This is a genomic window from Paraglaciecola marina (assembly GCF_004360155.1).
In the GTDB taxonomy this organism is placed as follows: domain Bacteria; phylum Pseudomonadota; class Gammaproteobacteria; order Enterobacterales; family Alteromonadaceae; genus Paraglaciecola; species Paraglaciecola marina.
Window position 1 is genome coordinate 226,720 of sequence record NZ_SAIS01000004.1, and the last position, 24,136, is coordinate 250,855.

Sequence of the window (24,136 nt, forward strand, 5' to 3'; positions counted from 1 at the left end):
CACACTGTTTATTAGCTTGAAGTGCTGTCGCTCTTTTTACTTAGCGCTTTGGCAACTAAATCCATAATTTGGGGATTGTCTCCGCCTTCTTTTAAAAATTTAGCTACGAGTGCGGTAATAGCCGTGTCTTTAGCATTACCGCTGGCACCACCAAAGCCTGCAATCAGCTCTTTGGCATCTTCAACAAAGCTGGCATCGCCGTTAAAGTGGTCTGCAAATGCAGTTTGCAGTGTTTCACTCTTGCCTATTGTGCCATCAATGGCTTTACCTACAGATAGGGATTTAACAAAGCTATCTAGGTAGCTGGTGTCTCCTCCTACGATATCAATATTGGCTTCTTTTAACGCTTCGGATAACACCAGTGCTTGTTGTTTAGCAATTTCTACGTTGGTAGTAATTGACTCCATGTTTTCTTCGTGGTGTTTGTCTAGACGCATTCTGAACTCTTCGTGTGAACGCTGGCTGTCAGACATAGTGCCCATAGCTTCAAATTTCTTGGTCATACCTTCTGCTTCAGCAGCTGCCTTTTTCGCCATGACTTCTGCTTCAGCCACACCGGTTTTTTCAACGGCATCGGCTAAGGCTTCTTGTACTCTTACTTCAGCCATGCCCTCTTGCTCTTTGGCAATAGCTTGGGCTTCCATCACTTTAGCTTCTGCTAACCCGGTAGCTGCCGCAAGAGCCTCTTTACCTTCTGCTTCTTTACGTTGTGACAAAGCAAGTTTCTCGGCCACATCTAGGTCAGCCATCGCAATCACAGATTTCTCTTTGGCAATGTACTCCGCAGATTTCTCAGCAGCTTCAGCAGCTTTAATGTCTTTCACTAAGGCTTCTTCAGCTTCTGCTTCGGCGGCAATCACTTTCGCTTTTTTCAAGCGTTCAGCTTCAGAAACCACACGTACGTCATTAATTTCTTCTTCTTTTTCGGCAACCGTTTTATCTACTTCTACTCGACTGCGAATAACATCGGCAATTTCACGCTTTTCATGCTCTAGGAGTTTTTCGTTGGCAATACGCTGTAACGACGCTTCTTTCTCACGTTCAATTTGCTCAAGCTCTCGGGCTTTTACGACACGTTCTTCTTCAATGGCAACAGCACGTAAACGATTGTTTTCAGCCACTTCTACTTCACGCTGTTTGTTTTGCTCTTGCACTTCAATTTCTTGCTCGGCTTGCACACGAGCTTGTTCAGACTTCAGCTTTTCTTCGTGTTGTACTCGCTCAGTTTCAGCAGTCTCGCGTGCGATTACGGTTTCTACTTCACGTTTTTGTTTCGCTTCAGCATCAGCTTGCTGGCGTTCTAGCTCTAAAATTGCTTCGCGGGTTTCAACGTCTTTACGCTTGATTTTCATCTCTTCGTCGCGCTCAAACACATTGGTTTGAATATGTTGTTCTGCGGTAAGTTGAGTGATTTTACGAATACCTTGGGAGTCTAAGATATTATTTGGGTCAAGCTTTTCAAGTGGCGTTTGCTCTAGGTAATCAATAGCAACATCTTCAAGTACATAACCGTTTAGGTCGGTGCCAATGTTATCGATAATCATGTCGCGGAACTTGTCACGTTTGGCGTATAGCTCTTCAAATTCTAAAGATTTACCGACGGTTTTTAGAGCTTCTGAGAACTTGGCACTAAACAAGTCTTCTAATGTGGCAATGTTAGACGCTCGCTCACAACCAATAGCTTGTGCCACCTTCATTACATCATCGCGATTTTTATTAACCTTAACAAAAAAGCCAACTTTGATATCTGCACGAATATTATCGTTACAAATCAAGCCATCAGAGCCACTTCTGTCTACCTCAATAGTTTTCAAAGAGATATCCATAATTTCCATTTTATGAAATACCGGTATCACCACACCGCCGGTAAAAGTAACCGTAGGTTCGTTACCCATTTTGTTGATGATCATGGCACGGCCTTGCTCCACTTTTTTGTATAAGCGAGCAAGCATAAGCGTGACCCCCATAATTAATACAAAAATGCCTACAGCAAGAGAAATCCAAAAAATTACATCACTTTCAGTATTCATACGTTGACTCCATTAACTACTTTTTATTGGGGAAAGGGGTTACAGGCTAGAAGATGACATTGCCATTACTTCTGCTTCGCTGGCGACTGTATAGCTATCGGTTTCTTCAGAAAACTCTAATAACACGATACGGCTGCCTTTAGATAAATCGTTGGGGGTATTCGCTCTGATGCTATATACCATGCCGTCATCTGCCGTTGCTTGACCAAAAGACTCGGTAACTGTCTGTGTGGTAACCGTGCATATCACACCATGTAAGTCTTTCTTCGAGAGAGCTTCATGAGTATGAAATACTTTACGAAGAGGTTTACAACATACCGCAGCAAAAGGAATAGCAATCACTACTGCAAATATCGCCACAATAAAACCTACGGCAGTGGCCGTTAACACGCCATCGAGCAAGGGCATCAAATATTTGCGGGCCAAATAGGTAAAGGCAAAGGCATAAATATCAACAAGGGTTAATGCTACGGTTAGCGGTACTCCGTCTAAACCAAGGCTTTCTATCCAAGTGCCACTGGTAGCGTCAGCATCACTGTCGCTATCAAAATCAAGAATTTCAATATCAATTAATCCTGCAAAAGCCATAAGCCAAAACAGCATAAAAACAATTAAAGGAACTGTGAATATGATGGTGGGGAAGCTAAACACTTCGTTTAAAAAAAGTTCCATTTTGTTCTGCTCCGTAACTACGTTTGAGAATCAAACTAATCAGGTCATTAAAGATTGAAATTACTTTTAAAACATAGATTTGTCAATGAGAAGAGTTTCTATTCGTACTGAAGACTTGTAACAAAATTCGCTTATATGAAGAAGGTAATTCCCCATTTTTCATAGCTTTTTATTACAAATCTTATATAAAACAGTGTTGCTATGATCCCCCTATAGAAACACTGCTAATGTTTAGTTTAATGCGATACCATCTAAAATATCATGAATACGCTCAGCGTTTTTACCCAAGTCACTGCGGCCGATACGTGACTTACTACGCACATCTAATATTGTTTTGTCTGCTTGGCTTTGAATTCTAATTACCACGTCATCTATAAAACCAAACCAAGCAGTAGTGTCATATGCCTCTATTTGCCCTGTGGCCTTGTCTGCGGTAACGACTTCTAAGCCCATACTTTTTACAGAAGCTAGAGCAGCATCAAAGACTAGAACGCTAGACTGAGAGTAAGTTTGCGTTTGTAACTCTGGATATGCGCTACGTTGCTGACTGGCAATTTCTTCACCTTGATAGGCTGCAGGGTTGGGGGCGTCTGCGCGTAGAGCAAGAATGGCATTAAATTTAGGAGGGTTAACTAAATCAGTGCTTATGTCGTGAATAGCGGGCACAGATTTTCCTTTGTTCATCATACCTAAGGGGAAACCTACAGCCACAAGTGCTAACAAAGCTGAAAAAATAGTGGTACTCCATACTATATTTTTACGCATAAAAATAACTTGAATCAACACTAAGACCAAAACAATTGCGCCCACAATAAGTGCCACACGAAATCCCATAAAGGCTTGTCGTAGTTCTAAAACTTCGGCTTGATATAAAGGGCCAGATAACATCAAAATAAGTACAGATAAAATACCTGCAATTAAGGTAATAACTTTCATAAAAACTCGGTCCTGTCATGATAAGTAGCAATATATGCAGATGATAATATATAAATGGTTGCGGCAATGCGAATTGTTCCAACTAAGGTTGAGGCATAAACAAACATGATGATTGATAGCACCACAGAAGTTTGGATCAGGCTAGGTGTGTTTATTGGCGTTTTAGCACTGATGATGTGCTGGGAAGCATTAACACCTAACCGCAAATCTCCGGTATCTAAGCTGGCACGTTGGACCTCAAACTTTGGGTTAATTTTTCTTGGCTCCTTGGTGGTTCGCTTGCTCATACCTGCAGGTTTAGGGGCGGTAGCTCTGTGGGCACAACAGCACAATATAGGTTTATGGAATCAATTTTCTGTAAGCTTGTGGTGGTCTATACCTATTACTGTGGTGTTATTTGATTGCCTGATTTATTGGCAACATAGGTTATTTCACCGGGTACCTTTGCTTTGGCGACTACACAGAGTACACCACGCCGACCCACATATTGATGTGTCTACTGGCCTTAGGTTTCACCCAATAGAAATTGGGCTGAGTATTGCCATTAAGTTAGTGGCGGTTGTTCTACTGGGTGCTCCATTAATGGCGATTCTAATTTTTGAAGTGCTACTCAACGCCACCGCTATGTTTAGCCATGCAAATATTGCGCTTCCTAAAAATATAGAGCGGCTACTTCGTAAAGTCATAGTGACGCAAACCATGCATCGTATTCATCACAGCCAAATTGTGAGTGAGACAGATAGCAACTTTGGGTTTAATTTATCAATTTGGGATAGGTTATTTGCTAGTTATACCCAAACTGCGAAAAACGGCGACATGGGTATAAATATTGGTTTGAAAGAATATCCAACACAAAAATCGAATAGCAACTTAGTACATTTATTGTTGATGCCTTTTAAAAATAAGCCTACAGGTTACAAATAAGGTAACGCCAATAGAATCACTAGGGCAATCCAAATAGTTTCAAATAACAGTAAGAAAATAGGTTTAAGGCCGACGGTTAAAATTTGTCTTAAGTTTGACTTCATACCTATGGCGGCAATTGAAATGACCAGTGCATAGCGAGAAAAATCAGTTGCTGCTTGGGTAACAAAAGCTGGAATGTCTAACATACTGTTTAATGTCATTAAGCATACAAATACGATTAAAAAAGCAGGGAGTTTGGGGCTTTTAGCTTCAAGATCTTTATCTAAATTTAGTTTTAATAACAACAATATACAAAGTACTACTGGCATTAAAAAAGAGACTCTTACTAACTTGGTTAAGGTGGCGAGATCTCCGGTTTGTTCAGACACTGAGTACCCGGCCCCTACTACTTGCGCAACGTCATGGATTGTTCCCCCTAAAAAGATGCTAGTTTCGGTATGGTTTAACCCTAAAGCATCGGCAATAACTGGGTACAAAATCATAGATATGGTCGATAAAGAGGTGACCCCAATCACAGTTAAAAGGGTGTCTCTGTCTTTATGTTTGTCGTTAGGAAGAATTGCCGAAATGGCCATAGCTGCTGAAGCACCGCAGATCCCTACAGCCCCGCCAGTTAACACCCCAAAGCGTTTATTTAAACCTAGGGCTTTGGACAAGACTACGCCTATGGTAATTGTGCTTAGGATAGCAAACACTAATAACAGTGCGGTTTTCCACCCTAGTGTTAGCAAGTCACCAAATGCAACCCTAAACCCTAGTAAAGCAACACCTATTCGTAATACATGATTTGCAGCAAACTCAACACCTTGCTTACATTGGGTGTCTTCATATAAAAATGACATGGCAATGCCCAGTAATAAGGCAAATAACATGGCTGGCGCGCCATAATGCTCACTTAAAAATAGCGCTGCGAAGCCCACAATGATTGAAACAGTTAGCCCTGGTAAGACAGCTTTTACAGATAAAACGTGCGACATGCTAAAATAAGCCTAAAAATAGAAACAAGCCAAGAGACTCTAACCTAAAGTGATAACTGGTGTAACCCGTTATGGTACCAGTGGTTTTTATAATTAAAGAAGCGGGTCAATTGGTGGGCTTTGTAAATGCATTAATGGTGTAGTGCTAAAACACATCATCTTCACTGTAAACATTAACATCAAGCTCGCCATCCATACTTTCATAAACCAAAAAACTAATTGGTCTGCAGCATACTTGGCAATCTTCAATGTATTGCTCGGCAACATCAGATGCGTCTAGTAGAACTTTGATGGTTTCACCGCAATATGGGCACCCTATAGATTTTGGTGTTAATTCATTCAAGATGTAGTTCTCCTATGCTTTTATTAATACCCAATGTGATAGGACTGACTTAGTTTAAAATCAGGTCTGATATTGGAGTTTTACAACTCTTGACTTATTGACCCCATATTAATCCAAACTGCACTTATTAGCGTTCACAATCCCGAAACCTCAGTAATTATAACATTTTTAAGTCGAGTCACCTTAGAGTTGCGGTAGACCTCCTCAGATACACGACTAGGTCTATTGCTTCAACTAGGCCTAAATTTTATCATTTTTGTAATCTTAATAAGTAAAGGTACTACGAGTGCGCAAGCCATATATCGCAACCATAAGTGCTGCTTTTTTTCTAGCAGCCTGTAATCAATCATCAACTCCAAAAACAACATCACCTGCAAATGCTGAAGCAACAGCTGTTGCACAGACTACAAGTGTTAAACCAGAGATGTCAGAGTCAGAACGGGTTAATGGTTTTTTTGAACGTATTTTTGAAGAAAATATTGCTCGCTCCCCTGAGTATTTAACTGCTCTAGGGCGCAAAGAGCGTGCTGATGAGTGGAACGATTTATCTCCAGCTTATGCTGATAAGACGATTGAGATAACCAAGCAACAGCTTGCTGAGCTGCTTACGTTTGATCGAGCCAAATTAGATCAAGCCACTGCGCTAAGTTATGATTTATTAGTACAGTCAATGGAAAACCAAATCGCAGACGACAAATGGCGACTATACAATTATCCAGTTAATCAAATGTTCGGTCGTCATTCTGGCGTTGTTTCTTTGTTGATTAATCAACACAGGATAAATGATGTGAAAGACGCAGAGAATTACATCGCTCGCTTAAATGGTGTACCAAAATTGTTTGACCAACTAATCGCCAATATAGAAGCTCGCACTGCAGCTAATATTATTCCTCCAAAGTTTGTTTTCCCCCATGTAATACGTGACAGCAAAAACATTATCAAAGGTGCGCCATTTGACGATGGCGAGCCCAGTGCATTACTGGTCGATTTCACTAAAAAGTTAGATGCACTTAGCCTAAAAACAGATAGCCCGTTAACCAGTGCTAATAAAGCGCAATTAATGTCTCAGGCTAGCCTTGCCCTGACTAACTCAGTTAAACCAGCGTATGAAAAACTAATTGCTCATTTAATTGAATTAGAAACCAAAGCCACAACTGATGATGGTATTTGGAAATGGAAAGATGGCGATGCCTATTATGACGTTGCACTAAAACGCACCACCACTACCGACCTCACCTCTGACCAAATCCATCAAATAGGTCTAAGCGAGGTGACTCGTATTCATGATGAAATGCGCGTTATCAAAGATAAGGTAAAGTTTGAAGGCGACCTAAAAGCGTTCATGGAGTTTATGCGTAATGATGAACAATTTTACTACCTAAACACCGAACAAGGAAAAGCCCGCTATTTGAGCGAAGCAACGACTTTGATTGATGACATGAAGGGGCAGCTAGATGATATGTTTATCACTAAACCTAAAGCAGATCTTAATGTAAAAGCAGTAGAAGCCTTTAGAGAGCAATCTGCAGGTAAGGCTTTTTATCAGAGACCATCCGAAGATGGAACTCGCCCAGGTTTGTACTACGCCAACCTGTATGACATGAAAGCCATGCCCACTTATCAAATGGCAGCCCTTGCTTATCACGAAGGTATTCCAGGACATCATATGCAACTAGCTATTCAACAAGAGCTAAAAGATGTGCCTAAATTTAGGAAATTTGGTGGTTATACAGCCTACACCGAAGGTTGGGGACTGTACTCAGAATATCTGCCCAAAGAATTTGGTGCCTATCAAGACCCCTATTCTGATTTCGGGCGTTTAGCCATGGAGTTATGGCGTGCTTGTCGTTTAGTTGTTGATACAGGTATACATGCTAAGAAGTGGACTCGTGAACAAGGTATCGCTTACTACACTGATAACACGCCTAATGCGGTTTCAGATGGTGTGAAAATGGTAGAGCGTCACATTGTAATGCCTTCGCAAGCCACAGCTTATAAAATCGGAATGCTTAAAATTCTCGAATTACGTGAAGACGCTAAAGCAGAGTTGGGTGATAAGTTCGATATTCGTGAATATCACGACCAAGTGCTTAAGAATGGCCCATTACCACTCAATGTATTGCAAACCAAGGTAGAAGATTGGGTTGCATCAAAACTAAAAAGTTAACTTTAATTAGGGGCAATTGATTTAGGAAATGTTTGCAGTCAATTGGCTGCATTCATACTCAAAAGATCCACAGCCCCTATTTATAAGTTTATTGTCATAGTCAAACGTGTAAAAGCCGTTATTTCTGTAAAAAAGTAAGGATTTTTTTATTTACTAAATCTGCTTGGTCAGCGTTAATAAAATGGCCACTTTCCTGAATGATTTCAGCCTGAACATTTGGCAATATTTTATTGGCTTGTTGCACTGTGTCCAAATCGTTAACTAAATCATCATCCCCTACTAAAAGTAATACTGGCATAGATAACCTTGATAATTGCGCATCCCTAAAAGGTTGCATATCCAAGAGGATAGGCGATCTTGGTTCGTTTTTAATGGTGCTAAAAAAACGATCTTTATACAGAATATCAATATTCTCTGCGCGACTAGACAAGGTTTCTAAATTATCTTCAAGGCCATCTCGGTCTGGATTTAATTTAAACCACATATTAGCAAGAATATCTAAACTGGGTTCAAGCCAAGTGATAGTTTGAGCTGGGCTTAGTAAAACTAGAGTATCAAATCGTTCTGGGGCGCTAAGGGCTAAGTTTGTGGCTATCCACCCCCCTTGAGATGCGCCAATCAGATTTATTTGTTGCAGTTGTAGCAGTTCAAATACTTCAAAATACCAAGCCACTAAAGTTGTTATCTCTGTATCTTCATGGCTAGGTGTAGATTTACCGGCGCCCCAAATATCATCAATGGCGTATACTCTATAATGCTCTGAAAGGGCCTTAATATTGGGGTACCACATAGTAGAATCTACGCTCATTCCATGGAGTAACACAATAGGTTTTCCATCAACAGGTCCTGAAACTAAAACGTGGGCACTGCCGTTTGAAGTGGGGAGCTTTAATTCACGATAAGGGATATCCCAAAGGGTAAGCGCGCGGTTGTAAAGCTGCTCACCACTGAGCTCCTTTGGGTTTTTGCTTACTAGATCACGATATTCTGAACTTCTATCAGCAAGACCGTAAGTTTGGGTAACTTGGTCTTTAAATTGTGCTCGCTCGCAAGCTGTTAACAAACATATAAATAGGAATAACCGGGGCAAGCTTAAATTCAAGACTACTTCTCTTACAAATGACTTATAATCAGCCACCTATAATAGAGGGTTGAGCTGAGCTTAGATAGTTGAAGCGCCATTAACTTACTATTCGTACTCGCTACCTTCAGTTTGATTCAGTGACGTTAACTTTTTTGAGAGTCTGATACCCAGTGATAATTCTGACTCCAGTAGTTATCCAGCACATGACGGCATAGACCAGAGCTATTGGCACAAAGTATTGCGGGAACATACAAAACAAACACAATACAACTATGGTTTCGAAGCCTTCTGCTAAACCGCCCATGTAATGCAGGCTTTTATTAGGGTATTCAGGATTTTGCATATCGTATTTACAGGCCATGGATGCAAACGCTAAAAAGCAGCTTCCTGTGGCAGTAAAAGACAGCATTAGAAAACTACCCGCAATGGCATTTTTCTCCGGGTGACTCACCACAAAAGCAAAGACAACGGCAGAGTAGAATATAAAGTCTAAGCTGATATCTAAAAAGCCACCAGCATCTGATGTTTGGGTTTGCCTAGCAATTGCTCCGTCTAATCCATCACAAATTCGATTAATTAAAATTAAAGTAAGGGCTAGGGTAAAGTGCTCAGAAATAACCGCTGGCACTGCTAACATACCTAAAACAAACCCAGCTACTGTTACCTGATTTGCACTAATACCCGAGGCAATTAAAGGTTTAACCACTAAAGCTAAGGGTGGCCTTAGTAATTTATTTAACAATGGGTCTATCATAAATCAGTCACTCTATGGCGTTTCTTTGGACTGATAATAATCAGCCAGATTAAGTTGTTTAGCAAAGATAGGTATATCCTTAAGATCGTGGGTTACCATTATGCTAGGAATAGCTTGTTGTGCTAGTTGTTGAAACGTCCATTTTCCAATTTTTTCTCTATTACTTGGATCAAGAGCAGCAAAAGGCTCGTCAAGCAACATAACCTTAGGTTGATTCGCTAGCGCTCTAACTAGGCCAACCCGGGAGCGCTCCCCTCCACTTAAAGATTGTGGGTAACGCTTACCGAGATGTTCTAAATTAATTTGTTCAAGCATACTGTGAGCTTTAGTACGGCGCTGCTTTTTTGAATTTAAATCAGGGCTTTTAGGTAAAGCAAAGCTAATATTATCCTCAACACTTAAATGAGGAAATAAAAAAACGTCTTGCATAAGTAACCCGATATGGCGGTTTTCCACAGCCAATTGACTCACATCTTGGTCATCAATCAAAACCTGACCGCTTATGTTTACATGCTTAGGCTGATTGCCTAACAACCAATGTAACAAGGTTGACTTACCAATACCGCTTGGGCCAATAATCACTAATAAATCATCTGGGTCTAGTTGCATATCTGGAAATCTGATTTGCCAGGTTTCACTATCAATTAGGCAATTTTTAATACTTAACATCTAGAAATTTCCAATGTTGAATGTTTTGGCCCTGCAACCCTACTAGACAAAAGTGCAGTAATTAAAAAAGCGGCTAAAGGCAATAAAGATTGCAACAAAATATAAAGTGCAGCCACATCTTGTTGGCTACCTGTGCCAATAGCAACAGCTTCTGTGGTAATAGTAGTGACTCGACCAGCCCCTATCATTAAAGTAGGTATGTACTGAGCAATACTCACCGCAAAGGTAATAGCAAACGCTGACAAAGTAGCAGGAAATAGTAATCTAAAGCGTATTTTCCACCAGCGTTGCCAAGGCGAATACCCAAAGCTTGCCGCAATTAACTCATAGTTAGCGTCAATTGATTGAAACGGCCCTTTTAATACTAAATAAGCATAACCAAAGGTAAAGGGGAAATGGGCAAAAACAACCCAGCCACTATGATATCCACCCTCTAACCAAATATGCGACACCTGCCACCCTAGCACCATACTCAGTTGCGGTAGTAAAATACCTAATAACCAAATGTAATCTGGTAAATAACGACCCTTTTGTCGCTGTAACTCAAGGGCTAACAAAGTAAACATAATACCAAGTATTGCAGCGCTTACTCCAATGAGCAGGGCATTTTGAAGGGGTAAAGCAACAAACAACCATTCGTCTTGCCATAAATGAGTATTCAAATTACGTAAACTAAAGGTATCGCTGCGCCAATTGAACCCTAAAGACCAGAGAGTAAATACCAGCACCATAAGCAAAATTAATAGCCCTGAAGCAGGCAGCCACACTTGACCTAGAGTATCTACAAAACCTAAACGAATGCGTCGTCCCAAAACCGTCCAATGCTGTAATACTTTGATCGCCAGTTTTTCGTGGCAGTATAAAAAAATAATGGATACTGCCAACAGCACTAACAGGAGTACATTAGCCCAAAACCCTAAGGCTTGATCACCCTCACTAAAACTGCCTTGCCAACGATACACAGATACAGCAAACAGTTCAGGTATATTAGGGCCAACCAGTAAGTTCATATCGACCACAGACAAGGTATAGGCAGAGGCGGCGAGTAACGCCAAACGCATTTGTTTCAACATATTCGGGAAAACCAACAACCACCAGCTTGTACTTATATCGTAGCCTAATGCTCGTCCTTGCAATAACCAACCATGCAAGGGAAGTTGCCGCCCCACAGCAATCAAAATAAGCAGAAAGAATGGCACTTCTTTTATGATAATGGCCATGATAAAGGTAGAGAGCCCTTTGCGAGGCAGACCAATATCACCATTTACAAAAAATACACCCGACTCACTAAATAAAAAAACTAATCCTAGCGCAATTGCTAAGTGAGGTAACGACAGTAACGGCGAGAGGTATTTTTCAAGCCAAGGGCCGCCGACTTTTGAATGAGACTGGTATTGACTATAAATTAAAAAAGCCAGGTACAAAGACACAAGACTGCTAAACAGCGCACTAAACATGCTCTGCGAAAGTGATAACCCTAACCCTTGATAAGCGAGTAACCTTGAAAGGTCAGCAATTGAGGTATCTTCATCAGGCCAAAGTCCAAATAAAATACCCCACACAGGTAAACTGGCTATACACATAACGAGCCACCAGCCTAATACTCGACTTAACCGCCGTAACGTTGTTGCCATGCATCCTCAAGAATTAACTGCCACGAACTATGAGGCTCTCCATGGGCTGGTAATGATGAACGGCTATCAAACATCGACTTTAGAACTGAAGGGTCTCCCCATTCACCCGCAAATTTCAGCTGCTGTGCCTGCTCACTTAACATAAAGTTAATCACCACCTTTGCAGCTTCTGAATTAGGAGCAAATTTGGGAATAGCTAGGTTGTGGCTGTTAGTGATAGCACCATCGATAAACGAACGTCTAACACTTGATTCTGGTATCTGTTTGGTGGCTTTTTCTTTTATCCATTGATTAGGGTTAAAAGACACCGCCATAGACAGACTCTTTTGTTGGTATAACAAAAATTGCTCTGAAGACGATGTAGGAAACGCCTTACCTTGCTGCCATAAATATGGATGTAACGTATCTAAGTAGGCCCAAAGTTTTGGTAATAAATCCTGTTGCGCAACCTCAGTAGCTGCCATATATAAACGCTCATCTCCTTGGGTTAAATTCACCAAAAGCTGCTTTAAAAAGGTAGAACCATGAAACTCAGGCGGTCTTGGATACGTCACGGTTTCAGGGTTATTACGAGCAATAGTTAATAAGTCATCTGCACTAAACTGAGCATTAGAAAACACCGCTTCTTCAGCGATTAGATTGAACTGGCCTATGCCCCAAGGGACCTCATAACCATCCATAGACTCCCCAAAATCAACAGTAATAGGCAGAGTATCTATGGCTAAATTTGCGACATTAGGAATGCTAGACCATAAATTACCCAGCAAATGATCATGTTGTTTTAAATAGGCAAAGTTTTCACCGTTCACCCAGGTTAAATCAATAGCACTGGTACGGCCGTTTTCAGCTTTCAAGCGAGCCACCGCTTCACCCGGGTCGGTAACTTTTACGTGTATTAACCTCACGCCATACTGCTTTGCTATTTCTCGCTTAGCCCAACGTAAATATTCGTTAACGGCTTTAGAGCCACCCCAAGCATAAAAGTATACCGACTTTCCTTTTGCTACTTTAAGGGTTTGCTGCCACTTAGCACTCGTTTCATCTAACGTTTCAGCGACTAAATCTTCAGCCATAACATTAGATATGCTCAAACTAACCAGTAGAATTAAACCGATTAGCTTAGTGCTAAAACGTCGAGATATCATTTAATCGCCAATCATAATCAAAGTAATCAATCGTAAATTTTTGAGTCTTTAAAAACTCAACTTCTTGCGGATCGTTCGCAATATCTAGTTGATAAGTCTGTATCAAATCTTCTATTTTATTAAAACCTTGATAGCCCTTTTCAAAATCATCCGAGTACCAATTAAAGATTGGCGATAACACAAGCTGTTTCTCTTTAAGGTTAATCTTATTACGGGAGTCGTCACTTAAGAATAACTTCATTTGCTCATCCAGTTGGGCAATGACCTTGTCTTCTACAAATGCTTCATTACGTAATGGCGGACAACTCACAGCAGCACACACTAAGGCGGCATGGATTCTCGGGTACGTGAACCACTCTCTGATCATCCCATGTTCAATACCATCGAGATGGCGTTCTTTACCTAAGAGAGTAAAGAACTCTTTCTTCCATGGACTTTTAAATATGCTACCTAAATCTTTTATGGATTCAGCCTCACCAGCAGCAAAATCTTTATAGTTATCAACAATTAACTTTAGGGTGAAACCATTATATGCATTCATCAAAAAGCTTAATTGCTGCATATCAGACCAGGTTTCATACTCTTGCTCAGAAACCGCAGACAAGCTTGCCAAATAAGCATTAAGCGAAGATGGATTAGCACTCAGCTTGGCGTAATCAACTCGTGTTTGCTTTTCATCATCAGACACCACGACATTTTTTAGTACTTTTGTAAACTCAGTGTGTTGATGTTCAAAGGCCTGCACTGTATTTGATAACATTATTAACCCTGCAATTAGTAGCGAATTTTTGGTGGCTCGCTTAGTAATTGTGTATACGTCAGACACTATGACCTTCTCCATTTATGAAAACGCTCTACAAGCTTCAATAGGCCTTCTGGTGCATTGGCTTTTTTCCACACCCCAGCCACGTTTTTATTCGCTTCAGCCATAGTCGGATAAATATGAATAGTACCTAATAACTTGTTCATGCCTAAGTTATGCTTCATTGCTAATACAAATTCAGCCAATAGCTCACCTGCATGGGCGCCAACAATAGTCGCCCCTAAGATTTTATCTTTGCCTGGCATAGTGAGTACTTTTACAAAACCTCTAGCGTGGTCGTCTGCAAGCGCTCTGTCTAAACCGCCAATATCGTAACGACTTATATCGTATTCTATACCCTGCTCTTTCGCAGCGGTTTCGTTTAAGCCAACCGTTGCAATTTCTGGCTCAGTAAACGTAGCCCAAGGGATCACGCTGTAGTCTACTTTAAAGGTTTTAAAGCCTCTGAATAATGCATTAACCGCAGCATACCAAGCCTGATGACTGGCGGTGTGAGTGAACTGATAAGGGCCAGCCACATCACCCGCAGCTAAAATATTAGGGTACTTAGTCTGTAACATTTCGTTGGTGACTATGGTTCTATCCGTTTCAATGCCTAGTTTTTCTAAACCAAACCCTTTTAAGTTTGCTTGTCTGCCCACAGCCACTAAAATTTTATCAAAGGCTACGCGCTCTTCTACACCGTCTTTTTCAAGTACAATAACCTGTCCTTCGGCGGTTTTTTCAATCGCTTTAGCTGTGGTATTTAGACGTACATCAACCCCATCTTTTATAAGCTGTTTATACAAATGCTCTGCTGCATCTGGGTCTTCTTTACTTAACAATTGGTTATGTTTTTCAATTTGTGTAACTTGCGTACCTAAACGACCAAAGGCTTGAGAAAGTTCACTACCTATAGGGCCGCCACCTAGTACCACTAAACGCTTAGGCTGTTCGGTTAGATTCCAGAGGTTTTCAGCTGTTAAATAATCGACATCTTTCAATCCAGGAATTGGGGGCACAAAGGCACTGGCACCTGTGGCGATAACGATATTTTTAGTAGTAAGTGATTGCACACCATCTTCGGTTTGAATATCAACCTGCCAAGGCGACACTATGGTTGCACTACCTGTCACTACGTTTACACCAAGTGATTCATAACGCTCTACAGAATCGTGGGGCTCAATGGCTTTTATAACATTGTGCACTTGGCCCATTACAGCTTTAAAGTCGACTTCTGGCGCTTGGTAGTTTACACCTGATTTTTCAGCACCTTTGTGCATATGGGCCAGCTTACTCGCATGAAGTAAACTTTTAGACGGCACACAACCGGTATTCAAACAGTCGCCGCCCATTTTGTGTTTTTCTACAAGCGTAACCGACGCTTTAACAGCAGCTGCAATATAAGCCGTAACTAAACCTGCTGAACCTGCACCAATCACCACCATGTTTCGGTCGAAAGTTTTTGGCTTTTCCCAGCCTTTGTAAACACGTTGTGCCTTAATGATGTTTAAAATTAATTTTGCGATAAGTGGGAACACACCTAACAACACAAAAGATAAGATAATATTAGGCGAAACAATACCAGATAAGGTTTCAATATTTGCTAATTGAGTACCTGCATTCACAAACACAAAGGTCCCCGCCAACATACCTACTTGACTCACCCAGTAGTAGGTAATAATGCGAATACTAGTCACCCCCATCACTAGGTTAATAATGAAGAATGGGAATAAAGGCACTAAACGTAAGCTAAGTAAGTAAAACGCCCCGTCTTTTTCGATACCAGCATCGATCGATGCAATCTTTTGACTAAAACTATTTTTAACCCAGTCTCGGAGTAAAAAACGTGACACTAAAAAGGCAATAGTAGCACCAATAGTTGAGGCAAACGATGCGAGTACTAAGCCCCAGCCTAAGCCAAATAAAGCACCAGCGCCTAAGGTTAATATTGCTGCACCAGGTAAACTCAAGGCTGTCACTATGATGTACAAAATAAGGTACGCAACGAAAGCTTGCAGCCAATTTTCTTGAATAAATTCGGCTAACGTTTCTTGGTTAGCTTTTAAACTGTCTAGAGTTAGGTATTGTCCCAAGTCAAAAACAAAAAAAGCGCCTATTAAACTTAATATCAGGACGAAAAGAATTCCGCGTTTTACATTCATGGTATTTACAAACCTTATTCCAAAACAATAATCAATGTTAATGGCATAAATACCATTGCTGCTCACTGAAGACCTATGCAGTATGTTATTTATTTCACTACATATCCAAAACAATTAGGGTTCTTTAGGGTTTCACTTACGTTTTAGTTCCTATATTTAACATAAAAAACCCTTAAGGATATTAGGTTGTACTTGACCCCGTAGCCAAGCTTGCTTATAAATGATGCTCTTTTCTTCACATAGAATTTTTAATGTCTGTAAAACATCCCATTATTGCGATTACTGGTTCCTCTGGGGCCGGTACCACTACGACCACGAATGCTATTCGCCATATCTTTAGAAATTTATCGGTGAACGCGGCGGTAGTAGCCGGGGATAGTTTTCATCGTTTTACTCGCCCAGAAATGGAAGTAGAAATCCGTAAAGCACAAGAGCAAGGTAGACACATAAGTTACTTTGGTCCAAAAGCTAACGATTTTGAAATGCTCGAAACCCTGTTTAAAGAATACGCTGAAACAGGCATGGGCAAACACAGGCAATATCTGCACTCATTTGACGAGGCCGTGCCTTTTAATCAAATGCCCGGCACCTTTACACCTTGGCAAGACTTACCTGAGAAAACCGATGTTTTATTCTACGAAGGTCTCCATGGCGGTGTAAAAAATGATGAAGTGGATGTAGCTAAACACGTAGATTTATTAGTGGGTACAGTACCAATTGTAAACTTAGAATGGATTCAAAAAATTGTACGAGACACCACAGACAGAGGCCATTCTCGAGAAGCAGTAATGAGTAGTATAGTGCGTAGTCTTGACGACTATTTTCACTACATTACACCACAGTTTTCTCGCACACATGTTAATTTTCAGCGAGTGCCTACAGTTGATACCTCCAACCCTTTTAGTGCCAGAGAAATTCCCAGCCAAGATGAAAGTTTTGTTGTGGTACGTTTTCGCCGTGAAATGAAAAACGTTGATTACCCCTATCTGTTACAAATGATTGAAGGGTCGTTTATGTCGAGGATCAACACCATAGTAGTGCCTGGCGGCAAAATGGGTTTAGCCATGGAGCTGATTTTGATGCCACTATTAGAGGAAATTCTCGATAAAAAACGTCGCGCGGGATTTCAAATGGACTGGGTTAGCGAAAAATAGCAAGCCTAAGTCTCAATTGGAAAAACAATTACAAACTCTGCAAATTCCCCCTCTTTACTATTTAAGTTAATCGTCCCGCCCAACTTTTTAATAATATTGAAAGTTACAGACAGTCCCAGACCTGTGCCTTCTCCAACGGTTTTAGTTGTAAAAAAGGGTTCAAATATCTTTTCTTGAGTATCAGCGGGAATTCCTGGACCATTGTCTCTTACTACAATGTATATACTCTGGTCTTTTTGCTCAGCGTTAATAGAAATTTTAGCCTTATCTGTTTCCGCTTCAGTTAGAGCTTGTGCTGCATTTTTAATTAAATTGGTGAGTACTTGTTGCATTAAACCATTGTGAGCCATAAATTCTGGTAACTCATTTAGTCGTGTATCTATTGCAATTGCCTGCCCAAGGTCATAACTTAAAACTTTGAGGGTATCTTCGACTACTTTTGGTAAATCACAAATTTCTAATTCAGTGGACTGACTATAAGTAAAAGATTTCAGATCAGTAATGATATCCCTCACTCTTTTTAAGCCACTATGAGAGTCACTAATGACAGCTCGAATATCTTCTAAGACAAAGGCCATATTTTCTTCTTCAGCAAATTTTGAGATATTATTTTTTAATTGTACGACCTTATTATCTTGCCCCAGATCAATGGAGCTTAAAAACTCTGACTGCAACTCCTGTAACTTTAAAATACTGTCTAGGTAATCATCCATAGAAGAAAAGTTACTCATAACATAAGACAAGGGGTTATTTATTTCATGGGCTATACCTGCAGCCATCTGCCCTATACTGGCCATTTTTTCTTGATGTTGTAATGCTTGTTTAGTGGTCTTTAGTTCAACTAATGTACTTTTTAATCTTGTATATTGCTTCTTTAAGCTAGTTTCAGCTTGCCTGCGCTCTAACAACATAGTGAGCTGCTCAGATGCCTTACTGATTACATTGATTTGTTTCATGGACACCTTATCCATTTCACTCTCAGGAATAAAATAAACAAGTAGGTACAAGGGCTTGTTGTATACAATGATGGGAAAGGTTAAATAACTACCAACTTTTTCTGGCAATTTTTCTTCTAAAGATGTGAGATTAATGTCTTCTGATAGAAGATTAATTTGTGGCAGTTTTTCATCAAGAGCACTTTTTAAGTAGTGGGAAATTTTTGGTAAACCTAACACTAGGTTTAATTCAACCTTAATGTCTCCTGCGTTACTTTCACAAAACTCAATCTCACCTTGGTTATCATTGAGTATTTTTATATGAAATGCGCAAGATGCGTAACACAAAGCAGACAAGGAAGAAGAGAACATTTGCAACAAACTAGTAAGTGATTCATTGCTCCTTGAAAATTTAGTAATACACATTAACATCTCTGTTTCGGCGTCGTGCTGACGCTTATGGTTGTCAATGTATTGAAATGTATCTATTTCTCGCCTAAGAGTTGTAATATTAACACTTTGTTTTTCAGTCTCACCAGACAAGCAAGCATTTACTTGTAAAGATTCCATCCAATGTATTTCATCTAGATCAAAACTAGGGTCTCGTAAGATAACGATACGTGAATCTTGATTAGCCAAGCCGCTACGGACAAACTGAGTTGCTTCTTTACATAATGCTTCATCTTTATCGCTACCAATACCTGCTACTATCAAAGCTGGTTTAGCATGCCTAAATTGTTTTTTGAATTGGCGAAAGCTGTCATAGTGCTTAAAGTCACACCAGTTTCCTAAAGCTTTCTGGTGTAGCTCTAGATTACCCACACTAAAAACCAATGCTGCTATGTTTTTCGCCTCTGCCATCTCACGGATCCTAAAAAACCTGCTAGAGTATATAGCCTAGATTAGATTTTTTGTTCCGCAAGTTATTGTTAATATTAGACATTAAGCAGGAGATTACATATATGAAGCTAGTTAGACTACTCTATTACAGCAGAGCCTCTCGAGAAATGTCGTTAGCAGATTTGAAAGATGTTCTAGATACCGCTAGAAATAACAACGACAGCTTAAACATTTGCGGCATGCTTTGTTACGACAAACAATACTTTTTGCAAGCGTTAGAAGGGGAGCGAGAAACACTCAACGAGTTATATTTAGATATAGCAGATGACGCCAGACATGACGAAGTAGTCATTATCAGTTATAACGAAGTGACTCAGCCGAGCTTCCCACAATGGAAAATGGGATATGCCGCCAGTTCAGCTCAATTTGCGACTTTGTTAAAAGAGCTCGGGCAAACAGACTTTGCTCCAGCAGATATGACACCACAACAGGCACTTACATTTTTACAAAAAATGTCAAAATTTCAGTCAGAAGTGTAAGCCAGCACTCCTTTTGCAGATAGTTAGATTAGCAATACTCTGCAACCTTAACTTAGGTTGCATACCCTCCTATGACAAACTTTGTAACAATCCATAGCGTTTAGTCATGATTGCAACCTTTTGAATTTATAGGCTTTCACATATAGTGTGTTTAAGTATGTAACACTTTCTGGAAAGGTTATGGGACAAGAAACAACAAAAATTCTAGTGGTAGATGACGATATGCGTCTACGCAGTTTGTTAGAGCGCTATCTAGTTGAACAAGATTTTCAAGTAAGGGTTGCCGCCAATTCTGAACAAATGGACCGTTTATTAGAACGGGAGAACTTTCACTTGATGGTCCTAGATCTAATGCTTCCTGGTGAAGATGGCTTGTCTATTTGCCGCCGTCTCAGACAAAAAGAACACCAAATACCTATAGTGATGTTAACAGCCAAAGGTGATGAGGTTGACAGAATTATTGGCTTAGAAATGGGCGCCGATGACTACTTACCTAAGCCATTTAACCCTAGGGAATTACTAGCTCGTATCAAAGCAGTATTAAGACGCAAAACTACCGAAGCCCCTGGCGCACCGTCGTTAGAAGAACAAATAGTAAACTTTGGCAAGTACTCACTTAACCTGGGTACCAGAGAAATGCTTGCCGATGATACGCCAATGACACTTACAAGCGGAGAGTTTGCAGTACTCAAATCTTTAGTTACCCACCCCAGAGAACCGTTATCAAGAGACAAACTTATGAACCTTGCCCGTGGTCGAGATTATAGTGCTTTAGAGCGCAGTATCGATGTGCAGGTGTCCCGGTTACGCCGCATGTTAGAAGAAGACCCTACTAGCCCTAGATATATTCAAACAGTTTGGGGACTAGGTTATGTATTTGTACCCGATGGTGGCAGTGCAAGTTAGTTTTGAATATATTTATTTCAATATCTAAAAAGCAGGCAATTATACTATGAAGTTACTCCCCAAAAGTGCTTTTGGGCAAACTGTATTATTGATTGCCATTTTATTGCTAATTAACCAAATTGTGTCTTTGGTGTCAGTCACTTTTTATTTTGTCAGCCCAAACGTTAAGCAAATCAACCACCTACTGGCTAACCAAATAAAAATGGCATATGTCGCTGGTATAGACTCTAAAAATTCAGCGTTACAGCCTCAATTACATGAGGTGGCTGGCATGCAAATTTATACTCAAGAAGAAGCCATCGCACACGGGCTAGACCAGGCGATCCATTATCAATCTTGGTCTAATCAGATGTCTGAAGTTCTAGGTGGCAAAGCGCAAGTTAGGATCAGCCAAGATACGCCTTATCTATATTGGATAAACCCTCCTCAAAACCCATCAACTTGGATTACCATCCCTATGGTTGGCCTAGGACAGGGAGACGGCTCCCCTCACCTAGTGTATTTATTAATGATAGGTATCCTAAGTGTTGGTGGCAGTTTGATATTTGTAAGAAGACTTAATCGGCCATTACAAGCCCTACAAGACGCTGCATTGTTAGTAGGTAAAGGGTTGGTGCCTAAACCTTTAAAAGAAGAAGGCTCAACAGAGCTTATTGCTGTGACCCGAGCTTTTAATCAAATGTCCAAGGGTATTAAACAACTAGAAGATGACAGAGCATTATTAACGGCGGGTATTTCCCATGACTTACGCACCCCATTAACACGGATCAGGTTAGCTTCAGAGATGTTGCCGGAAGATCAAGAGTGGATTAAAGAGGGCATAGTGCATGATATCGAAGATATGAACGAAATCATCGATCAATTCATTGATTATGTGCGTCAAGATCAACAAGAGTGCCTAGAAAACGGCAACTTGAATGATTTGATTAATGAAGCCGTACAAGCTAGAAATATCGAAGAAAATCATGATATTAAATTAAATTTGAAACCACTACCTAACACCTTAATTAGACGAGTAGCATTAAAAAGAGTGTTAGATAACCTTATCGAAAATGCCTATCGTTATGGCAGTAACAATATCGAAATTAGCTCAGCTCATAATAAAAAAAATAATCAGTTGTATTTTTCGGTGCGAGATTTTGGGCCAGGCATACCAGATGATTGTATCCAGAGTCTGTTTGAACCTTTCACTCAGGGTGATAAGGCTCGAGGAAGTTTAGGGTCAGGCCTGGGACTGGCTATTATTAAGCGTATTGTGGATATGCACTCAGGCCATGTCACCTTAGAAAACCACCCTGAAGGCGGACTTATCGCAACTATATTTATAAGTGCAAATGTTTAGATAGTTTATTTACTTACTAGCATAACGCGAACAATTAGCTGGGTAACATTACATGTCGATATGCAATGTTACCCAGCAGCCTCTAAAGCTTTTTGCAAATGAGTTAATCATCAAGAAGTATTCGGTTCATACCCCATAGTAATTACAGTTTGATTATTTTTAATGTAACTATCTAACCAAACGCAAGTATCATCATAATTTATTGGCATAGAACAATAATATCCTTGAACAAAGTCACACCCAATATTCTGCAATTTTTCATATATAGCTTGCGTTTCGACACCTTCAGCGACAACTTTTTTCCCTAATCTGTGGCAGAGCTCTAGCATTGACTTTACTATAGAAAAGTCTTCCAAGTTAGCTGTAATCTGCATAACAAATGAGCGATCAATTTTAATGATTTGAGCAGGTAGCTCTCGCAGCAAAGACAAGGAAGAATAACCAGTCCCAAAGTCATCTAATGCAATAGTAACTCCCATTGAAGTTAAACTATGAATTACATATTTAGCCCTTTCCATATTCAACATAATGGCACTTTCAGTAATTTCAAAACACAATAATGAGGGTGAAATAGGGTAGCGGTCTAAGCAGTCACGAATATAAGGTACTAGTTCTTTGTCTAATACATCTGAAGATGAAAGGTTAACACTCATACATACCGGCAAGTAATCTCGATTCCAGCCATAAGCCTTTTGTATGGCTTGTAAAATAACCCAGCGTGTGACTTTGCCAATGAAACGACTCTGCTCAATTAATGGTATAAACTCTGCGGGAGAAATAATAGTACCATTAGCTTGCGGCCAGCGAATAAGCGCTTCAAAACCTTTCAAGCGGTTGTCAGCAGGACTCAAGATAGGTTGGTAATATAATTCGAACTCTTGCTCCAATAGCGCATCATTAATTTTAGATATCACACTTATTTTTTTGGGAGATAGAGTGTCAATTGAAGGGTCGTACAATACATAATTTTGATTATTCTGTTTAGCCACATACATGGCAATGTCTGCATTTTTCAATAGTGCTTCACTATCTAAGCCATTTTCAGGGAACATAGCAATACCAATGCTCATATCAATGACCAACAGGTGGTCATCAATAGCAAAAGCATCTTCCATGACGTCGGTTAACTTTTGAGCTTCACTTAAACATGAGCCTTCATCTACGTTATTAATAATTAAAGCAAACTCATCTCCACCTAAACGAGCAATGACATTAGATTTTAATAAGCTGTTTTGTATACGGTCACCAATTTGAATTAAAAGCTTATCTCCAACGGCATGGCCTAAGGTGTCGTTAATTTCTTTAAAGCGGTCTAAGTCAGCCATAATAATCGCAAAAGGCGCGCCCTTAGAAATAGCCTGATTTAAGTATTCTGAAAAATACAAACGGTTGTATAGTTTAGTTAAAGGGTCGCTCCGAGCTTCTACATAACGGGCATCTGCATTCTTTTGAATTTGCGTCATCGAACTTAAGCTCAAACGAATTACTATAATGACGAAAGCTCCCCCAGCAGCCAAAATAGCAGAAAGCCCTAACTCCAAAAATGTGACTGGATTGGATAATAATACTGATAAAAAGAACGAGTAACCTAATATGAAAGTCAAAATAAGTATGAATAGTAGATACCAACTTCGGTACTCAATATTTTGACAAATTCGATAGGTTGGCTTTACCGCTAACGCCAAAAAGACTAAGCCACACAAAACAAATAATACTGAAGCAGCTTCTATCATGGATTCATAAATCTCTTTTCAGGTGTATAAACTTAAATAAATATAGCTATTAGATGGATAACCTTTTTTTCATAGGTATTTTTAGAGGAGAAACTCATCCTTGTTTTAAATCATGTAAAATGAATCACTTCACAGCCTTCAATAATTTTAACGAATGTAAGTCGTAAAACCCCATTGCGGCTAAATCAATAGTTATTAAATATTAAAGTAAATTCAAGCTAATCACTTATGCTTTTAGTCTATTAAGTATGCAGTTTTAGTAAAGGTTTGAAAATAAAGACTACAAAATAATGAAACCTTATTTTAACTTCTCTGGTCAATGTTGTCTGAAGCTAAACCTCAGTTTTATTCAAAGTGTTAAAGCCACCTTTAAAATCACTCA

At 39.9% G+C, this 24,136-nt stretch carries 20 protein-coding genes; 6 read left to right on the forward strand and 14 right to left on the reverse strand.

The window, feature by feature from the left end; translation table 11 throughout:
• Positions 1-11: 11 nt before the first annotated feature.
• The 3 genes from EOK74_RS10315 to EOK74_RS10325 form a co-directional block, all read right to left on the reverse strand.
• Entirely contained in the window at positions 12-2,030 is a 2,019-nt protein-coding gene (locus EOK74_RS10315; protein WP_133469921.1) for a flotillin family protein, read from the reverse strand.
• Positions 2,031-2,069: 39 nt separating this feature from the next.
• Positions 2,070-2,702, reverse strand: a complete 633-nt coding sequence (locus EOK74_RS10320) for an OB-fold-containig protein (RefSeq protein WP_133469922.1) — start codon at positions 2,700-2,702, stop codon at positions 2,070-2,072.
• A gap of 231 nt (positions 2,703-2,933) precedes the next feature.
• A complete protein-coding gene (locus EOK74_RS10325) occupies positions 2,934-3,638 on the reverse strand; it encodes a DUF1499 domain-containing protein (RefSeq protein WP_133469923.1) in 705 nt (234 codons plus the stop codon).
• A gap of 105 nt (positions 3,639-3,743) precedes the next feature.
• On the opposite strand from EOK74_RS10325, the gene EOK74_RS10330 reads away from it, so the two are divergent.
• Positions 3,744-4,562: a sterol desaturase family protein gene (locus tag EOK74_RS10330; RefSeq protein WP_239024077.1), complete on the forward strand. Its 819-nt coding sequence runs from the start codon at positions 3,744-3,746 to the stop codon at positions 4,560-4,562.
• On the opposite strand, the gene EOK74_RS10335 is transcribed toward EOK74_RS10330, so the two are convergent.
• Together EOK74_RS10335 and EOK74_RS10340 are read right to left on the reverse strand one after the other, a co-directional pair.
• The gene (locus EOK74_RS10335) at positions 4,553-5,542 is read right to left on the reverse strand and encodes a YeiH family protein (RefSeq protein WP_133469924.1); all 990 of its coding nucleotides are present in this window, start codon (positions 5,540-5,542) and stop codon (positions 4,553-4,555) included. The genes EOK74_RS10330 and EOK74_RS10335 overlap by 10 nt on opposite strands.
• Before the next feature lie 145 nt (positions 5,543-5,687).
• Positions 5,688-5,885: a CPXCG motif-containing cysteine-rich protein gene (locus tag EOK74_RS10340; protein ID WP_133469925.1), complete on the reverse strand. Its 198-nt coding sequence runs from the start codon at positions 5,883-5,885 to the stop codon at positions 5,688-5,690.
• Between the two features lie 286 nt (positions 5,886-6,171).
• Between EOK74_RS10340 and EOK74_RS10345 the strand changes: the two genes are divergently transcribed.
• Positions 6,172-8,052: a DUF885 domain-containing protein gene (locus tag EOK74_RS10345; RefSeq protein ID WP_133469926.1), complete on the forward strand. Its 1,881-nt coding sequence runs from the start codon at positions 6,172-6,174 to the stop codon at positions 8,050-8,052.
• Between the two features lie 118 nt (positions 8,053-8,170).
• On the opposite strand, the gene EOK74_RS10350 is transcribed toward EOK74_RS10345, so the two are convergent.
• The 7 genes from EOK74_RS10350 to EOK74_RS10380 form a co-directional block, all read right to left on the reverse strand.
• Positions 8,171-9,142: an alpha/beta fold hydrolase gene (locus EOK74_RS10350; RefSeq protein WP_239024078.1), complete on the reverse strand. Its 972-nt coding sequence runs from the start codon at positions 9,140-9,142 to the stop codon at positions 8,171-8,173.
• A gap of 118 nt (positions 9,143-9,260) precedes the next feature.
• Positions 9,261-9,890 carry a CDP-alcohol phosphatidyltransferase family protein gene (locus tag EOK74_RS10355; RefSeq protein WP_133469928.1) on the reverse strand — a complete coding sequence of 210 codons (630 nt, stop codon included), beginning with the start codon at positions 9,888-9,890 and terminating at the stop codon, positions 9,261-9,263.
• Positions 9,891-9,902: 12 nt separating this feature from the next.
• Positions 9,903-10,559 carry an ATP-binding cassette domain-containing protein gene (locus EOK74_RS10360; RefSeq protein WP_133469929.1) on the reverse strand — a complete coding sequence of 219 codons (657 nt, stop codon included), beginning with the start codon at positions 10,557-10,559 and terminating at the stop codon, positions 9,903-9,905.
• The gene (locus EOK74_RS10365; RefSeq protein WP_133469930.1) at positions 10,553-12,193 is read right to left on the reverse strand and encodes an ABC transporter permease family protein; all 1,641 of its coding nucleotides are present in this window, start codon (positions 12,191-12,193) and stop codon (positions 10,553-10,555) included. Before EOK74_RS10365 ends, EOK74_RS10360 begins: the two co-directional genes overlap by 7 nt.
• Complete coding sequence (locus EOK74_RS10370) at positions 12,169-13,338, reverse strand: ABC transporter substrate-binding protein (protein WP_133469931.1); 1,170 nt, start codon at positions 13,336-13,338, stop codon at positions 12,169-12,171. The genes EOK74_RS10365 and EOK74_RS10370 overlap by 25 nt, the downstream gene beginning before the upstream one ends.
• Positions 13,319-14,164, reverse strand: coding sequence for a DUF547 domain-containing protein (locus EOK74_RS10375; protein WP_239024079.1), 846 nt, complete (start codon positions 14,162-14,164; stop codon positions 13,319-13,321). The genes EOK74_RS10370 and EOK74_RS10375 overlap by 20 nt, the downstream gene beginning before the upstream one ends.
• Positions 14,164-16,305, reverse strand: coding sequence for an FAD-dependent oxidoreductase (locus EOK74_RS10380; RefSeq protein WP_133469933.1), 2,142 nt, complete (start codon positions 16,303-16,305; stop codon positions 14,164-14,166). The genes EOK74_RS10375 and EOK74_RS10380 overlap by 1 nt, the downstream gene beginning before the upstream one ends.
• A gap of 251 nt (positions 16,306-16,556) precedes the next feature.
• Between EOK74_RS10380 and EOK74_RS10385 the strand changes: the two genes are divergently transcribed.
• The gene (locus tag EOK74_RS10385; protein WP_133469934.1) at positions 16,557-17,459 is read left to right on the forward strand and encodes a phosphoribulokinase; all 903 of its coding nucleotides are present in this window, start codon (positions 16,557-16,559) and stop codon (positions 17,457-17,459) included.
• 5 nt (positions 17,460-17,464) lie between these two features.
• Here EOK74_RS10385 and EOK74_RS10390 read toward each other — a convergent pair whose 3' ends face one another.
• Positions 17,465-19,255 (reverse strand): sensor histidine kinase, encoded by a 1,791-nt coding sequence (locus EOK74_RS10390; protein WP_133469935.1) that lies wholly within the window; start codon positions 19,253-19,255, stop codon positions 17,465-17,467.
• A gap of 101 nt (positions 19,256-19,356) precedes the next feature.
• Here EOK74_RS10390 and EOK74_RS10395 point away from each other — a divergent pair, with 101 nt between their 5' ends.
• The 3 genes from EOK74_RS10395 (at position 19,357) to envZ (ending at position 22,021) form a co-directional block, all read left to right on the forward strand.
• The gene (locus tag EOK74_RS10395; RefSeq protein ID WP_133469936.1) at positions 19,357-19,773 is read left to right on the forward strand and encodes a BLUF domain-containing protein; all 417 of its coding nucleotides are present in this window, start codon (positions 19,357-19,359) and stop codon (positions 19,771-19,773) included.
• A gap of 180 nt (positions 19,774-19,953) precedes the next feature.
• Positions 19,954-20,679 (forward strand): osmolarity response regulator transcription factor OmpR, encoded by a 726-nt coding sequence (gene ompR, locus EOK74_RS10400; protein ID WP_133469937.1) that lies wholly within the window; start codon positions 19,954-19,956, stop codon positions 20,677-20,679.
• A gap of 46 nt (positions 20,680-20,725) precedes the next feature.
• Complete coding sequence (gene envZ / locus EOK74_RS10405) at positions 20,726-22,021, forward strand: two-component system sensor histidine kinase EnvZ (RefSeq protein WP_133469938.1); 1,296 nt, start codon at positions 20,726-20,728, stop codon at positions 22,019-22,021.
• A 110-nt stretch (positions 22,022-22,131) separates the two neighbouring features.
• Here the strand turns inward: envZ and EOK74_RS10410 are convergent, their stop codons facing one another.
• On the reverse strand, positions 22,132-23,754 hold the full coding sequence (locus EOK74_RS10410) for a putative bifunctional diguanylate cyclase/phosphodiesterase (protein ID WP_133469939.1): 1,623 nt from the start codon (positions 23,752-23,754) through the stop codon (positions 22,132-22,134).
• Positions 23,755-24,136: the final 382 nt, after the last annotated feature.

Excerpts from the sequence above, each read along its gene's own strand:
- EOK74_RS10315 (WP_133469921.1), bottom strand. The coding sequence starts at position 2,030 with ATGAATACTGAAAGTGATGTAATTTTTTGGATTTCTCTTGCTGTAGGC.
- EOK74_RS10320 (WP_133469922.1), bottom strand. The coding sequence starts at position 2,702 with ATGGAACTTTTTTTAAACGAAGTGTTTAGCTTCCCCACCATCATATTC.
- EOK74_RS10325 (WP_133469923.1), bottom strand. The coding sequence starts at position 3,638 with ATGAAAGTTATTACCTTAATTGCAGGTATTTTATCTGTACTTATTTTG.
- EOK74_RS10330 (WP_239024077.1), top strand. The coding sequence starts at position 3,744 with ATGATGATTGATAGCACCACAGAAGTTTGGATCAGGCTAGGTGTGTTT.
- EOK74_RS10335 (WP_133469924.1), bottom strand. The coding sequence starts at position 5,542 with ATGTCGCACGTTTTATCTGTAAAAGCTGTCTTACCAGGGCTAACTGTT.
- EOK74_RS10355 (WP_133469928.1), bottom strand. The coding sequence starts at position 9,890 with ATGATAGACCCATTGTTAAATAAATTACTAAGGCCACCCTTAGCTTTA.
- EOK74_RS10360 (WP_133469929.1), bottom strand. The coding sequence starts at position 10,559 with ATGTTAAGTATTAAAAATTGCCTAATTGATAGTGAAACCTGGCAAATC.
- EOK74_RS10365 (WP_133469930.1), bottom strand. The coding sequence starts at position 12,193 with ATGGCAACAACGTTACGGCGGTTAAGTCGAGTATTAGGCTGGTGGCTC.
- EOK74_RS10370 (WP_133469931.1), bottom strand. The coding sequence starts at position 13,338 with ATGATATCTCGACGTTTTAGCACTAAGCTAATCGGTTTAATTCTACTG.
- EOK74_RS10380 (WP_133469933.1), bottom strand. The coding sequence starts at position 16,305 with ATGAATGTAAAACGCGGAATTCTTTTCGTCCTGATATTAAGTTTAATA.
- EOK74_RS10385 (WP_133469934.1), top strand. The coding sequence starts at position 16,557 with ATGTCTGTAAAACATCCCATTATTGCGATTACTGGTTCCTCTGGGGCC.
- EOK74_RS10390 (WP_133469935.1), bottom strand. The coding sequence starts at position 19,255 with ATGGCAGAGGCGAAAAACATAGCAGCATTGGTTTTTAGTGTGGGTAAT.
- EOK74_RS10395 (WP_133469936.1), top strand. The coding sequence starts at position 19,357 with ATGAAGCTAGTTAGACTACTCTATTACAGCAGAGCCTCTCGAGAAATG.
- ompR (WP_133469937.1), top strand. The coding sequence starts at position 19,954 with ATGGGACAAGAAACAACAAAAATTCTAGTGGTAGATGACGATATGCGT.
- envZ (WP_133469938.1), top strand. The coding sequence starts at position 20,726 with ATGAAGTTACTCCCCAAAAGTGCTTTTGGGCAAACTGTATTATTGATT.
- EOK74_RS10410 (WP_133469939.1), bottom strand. The coding sequence starts at position 23,754 with ATGATAGAAGCTGCTTCAGTATTATTTGTTTTGTGTGGCTTAGTCTTT.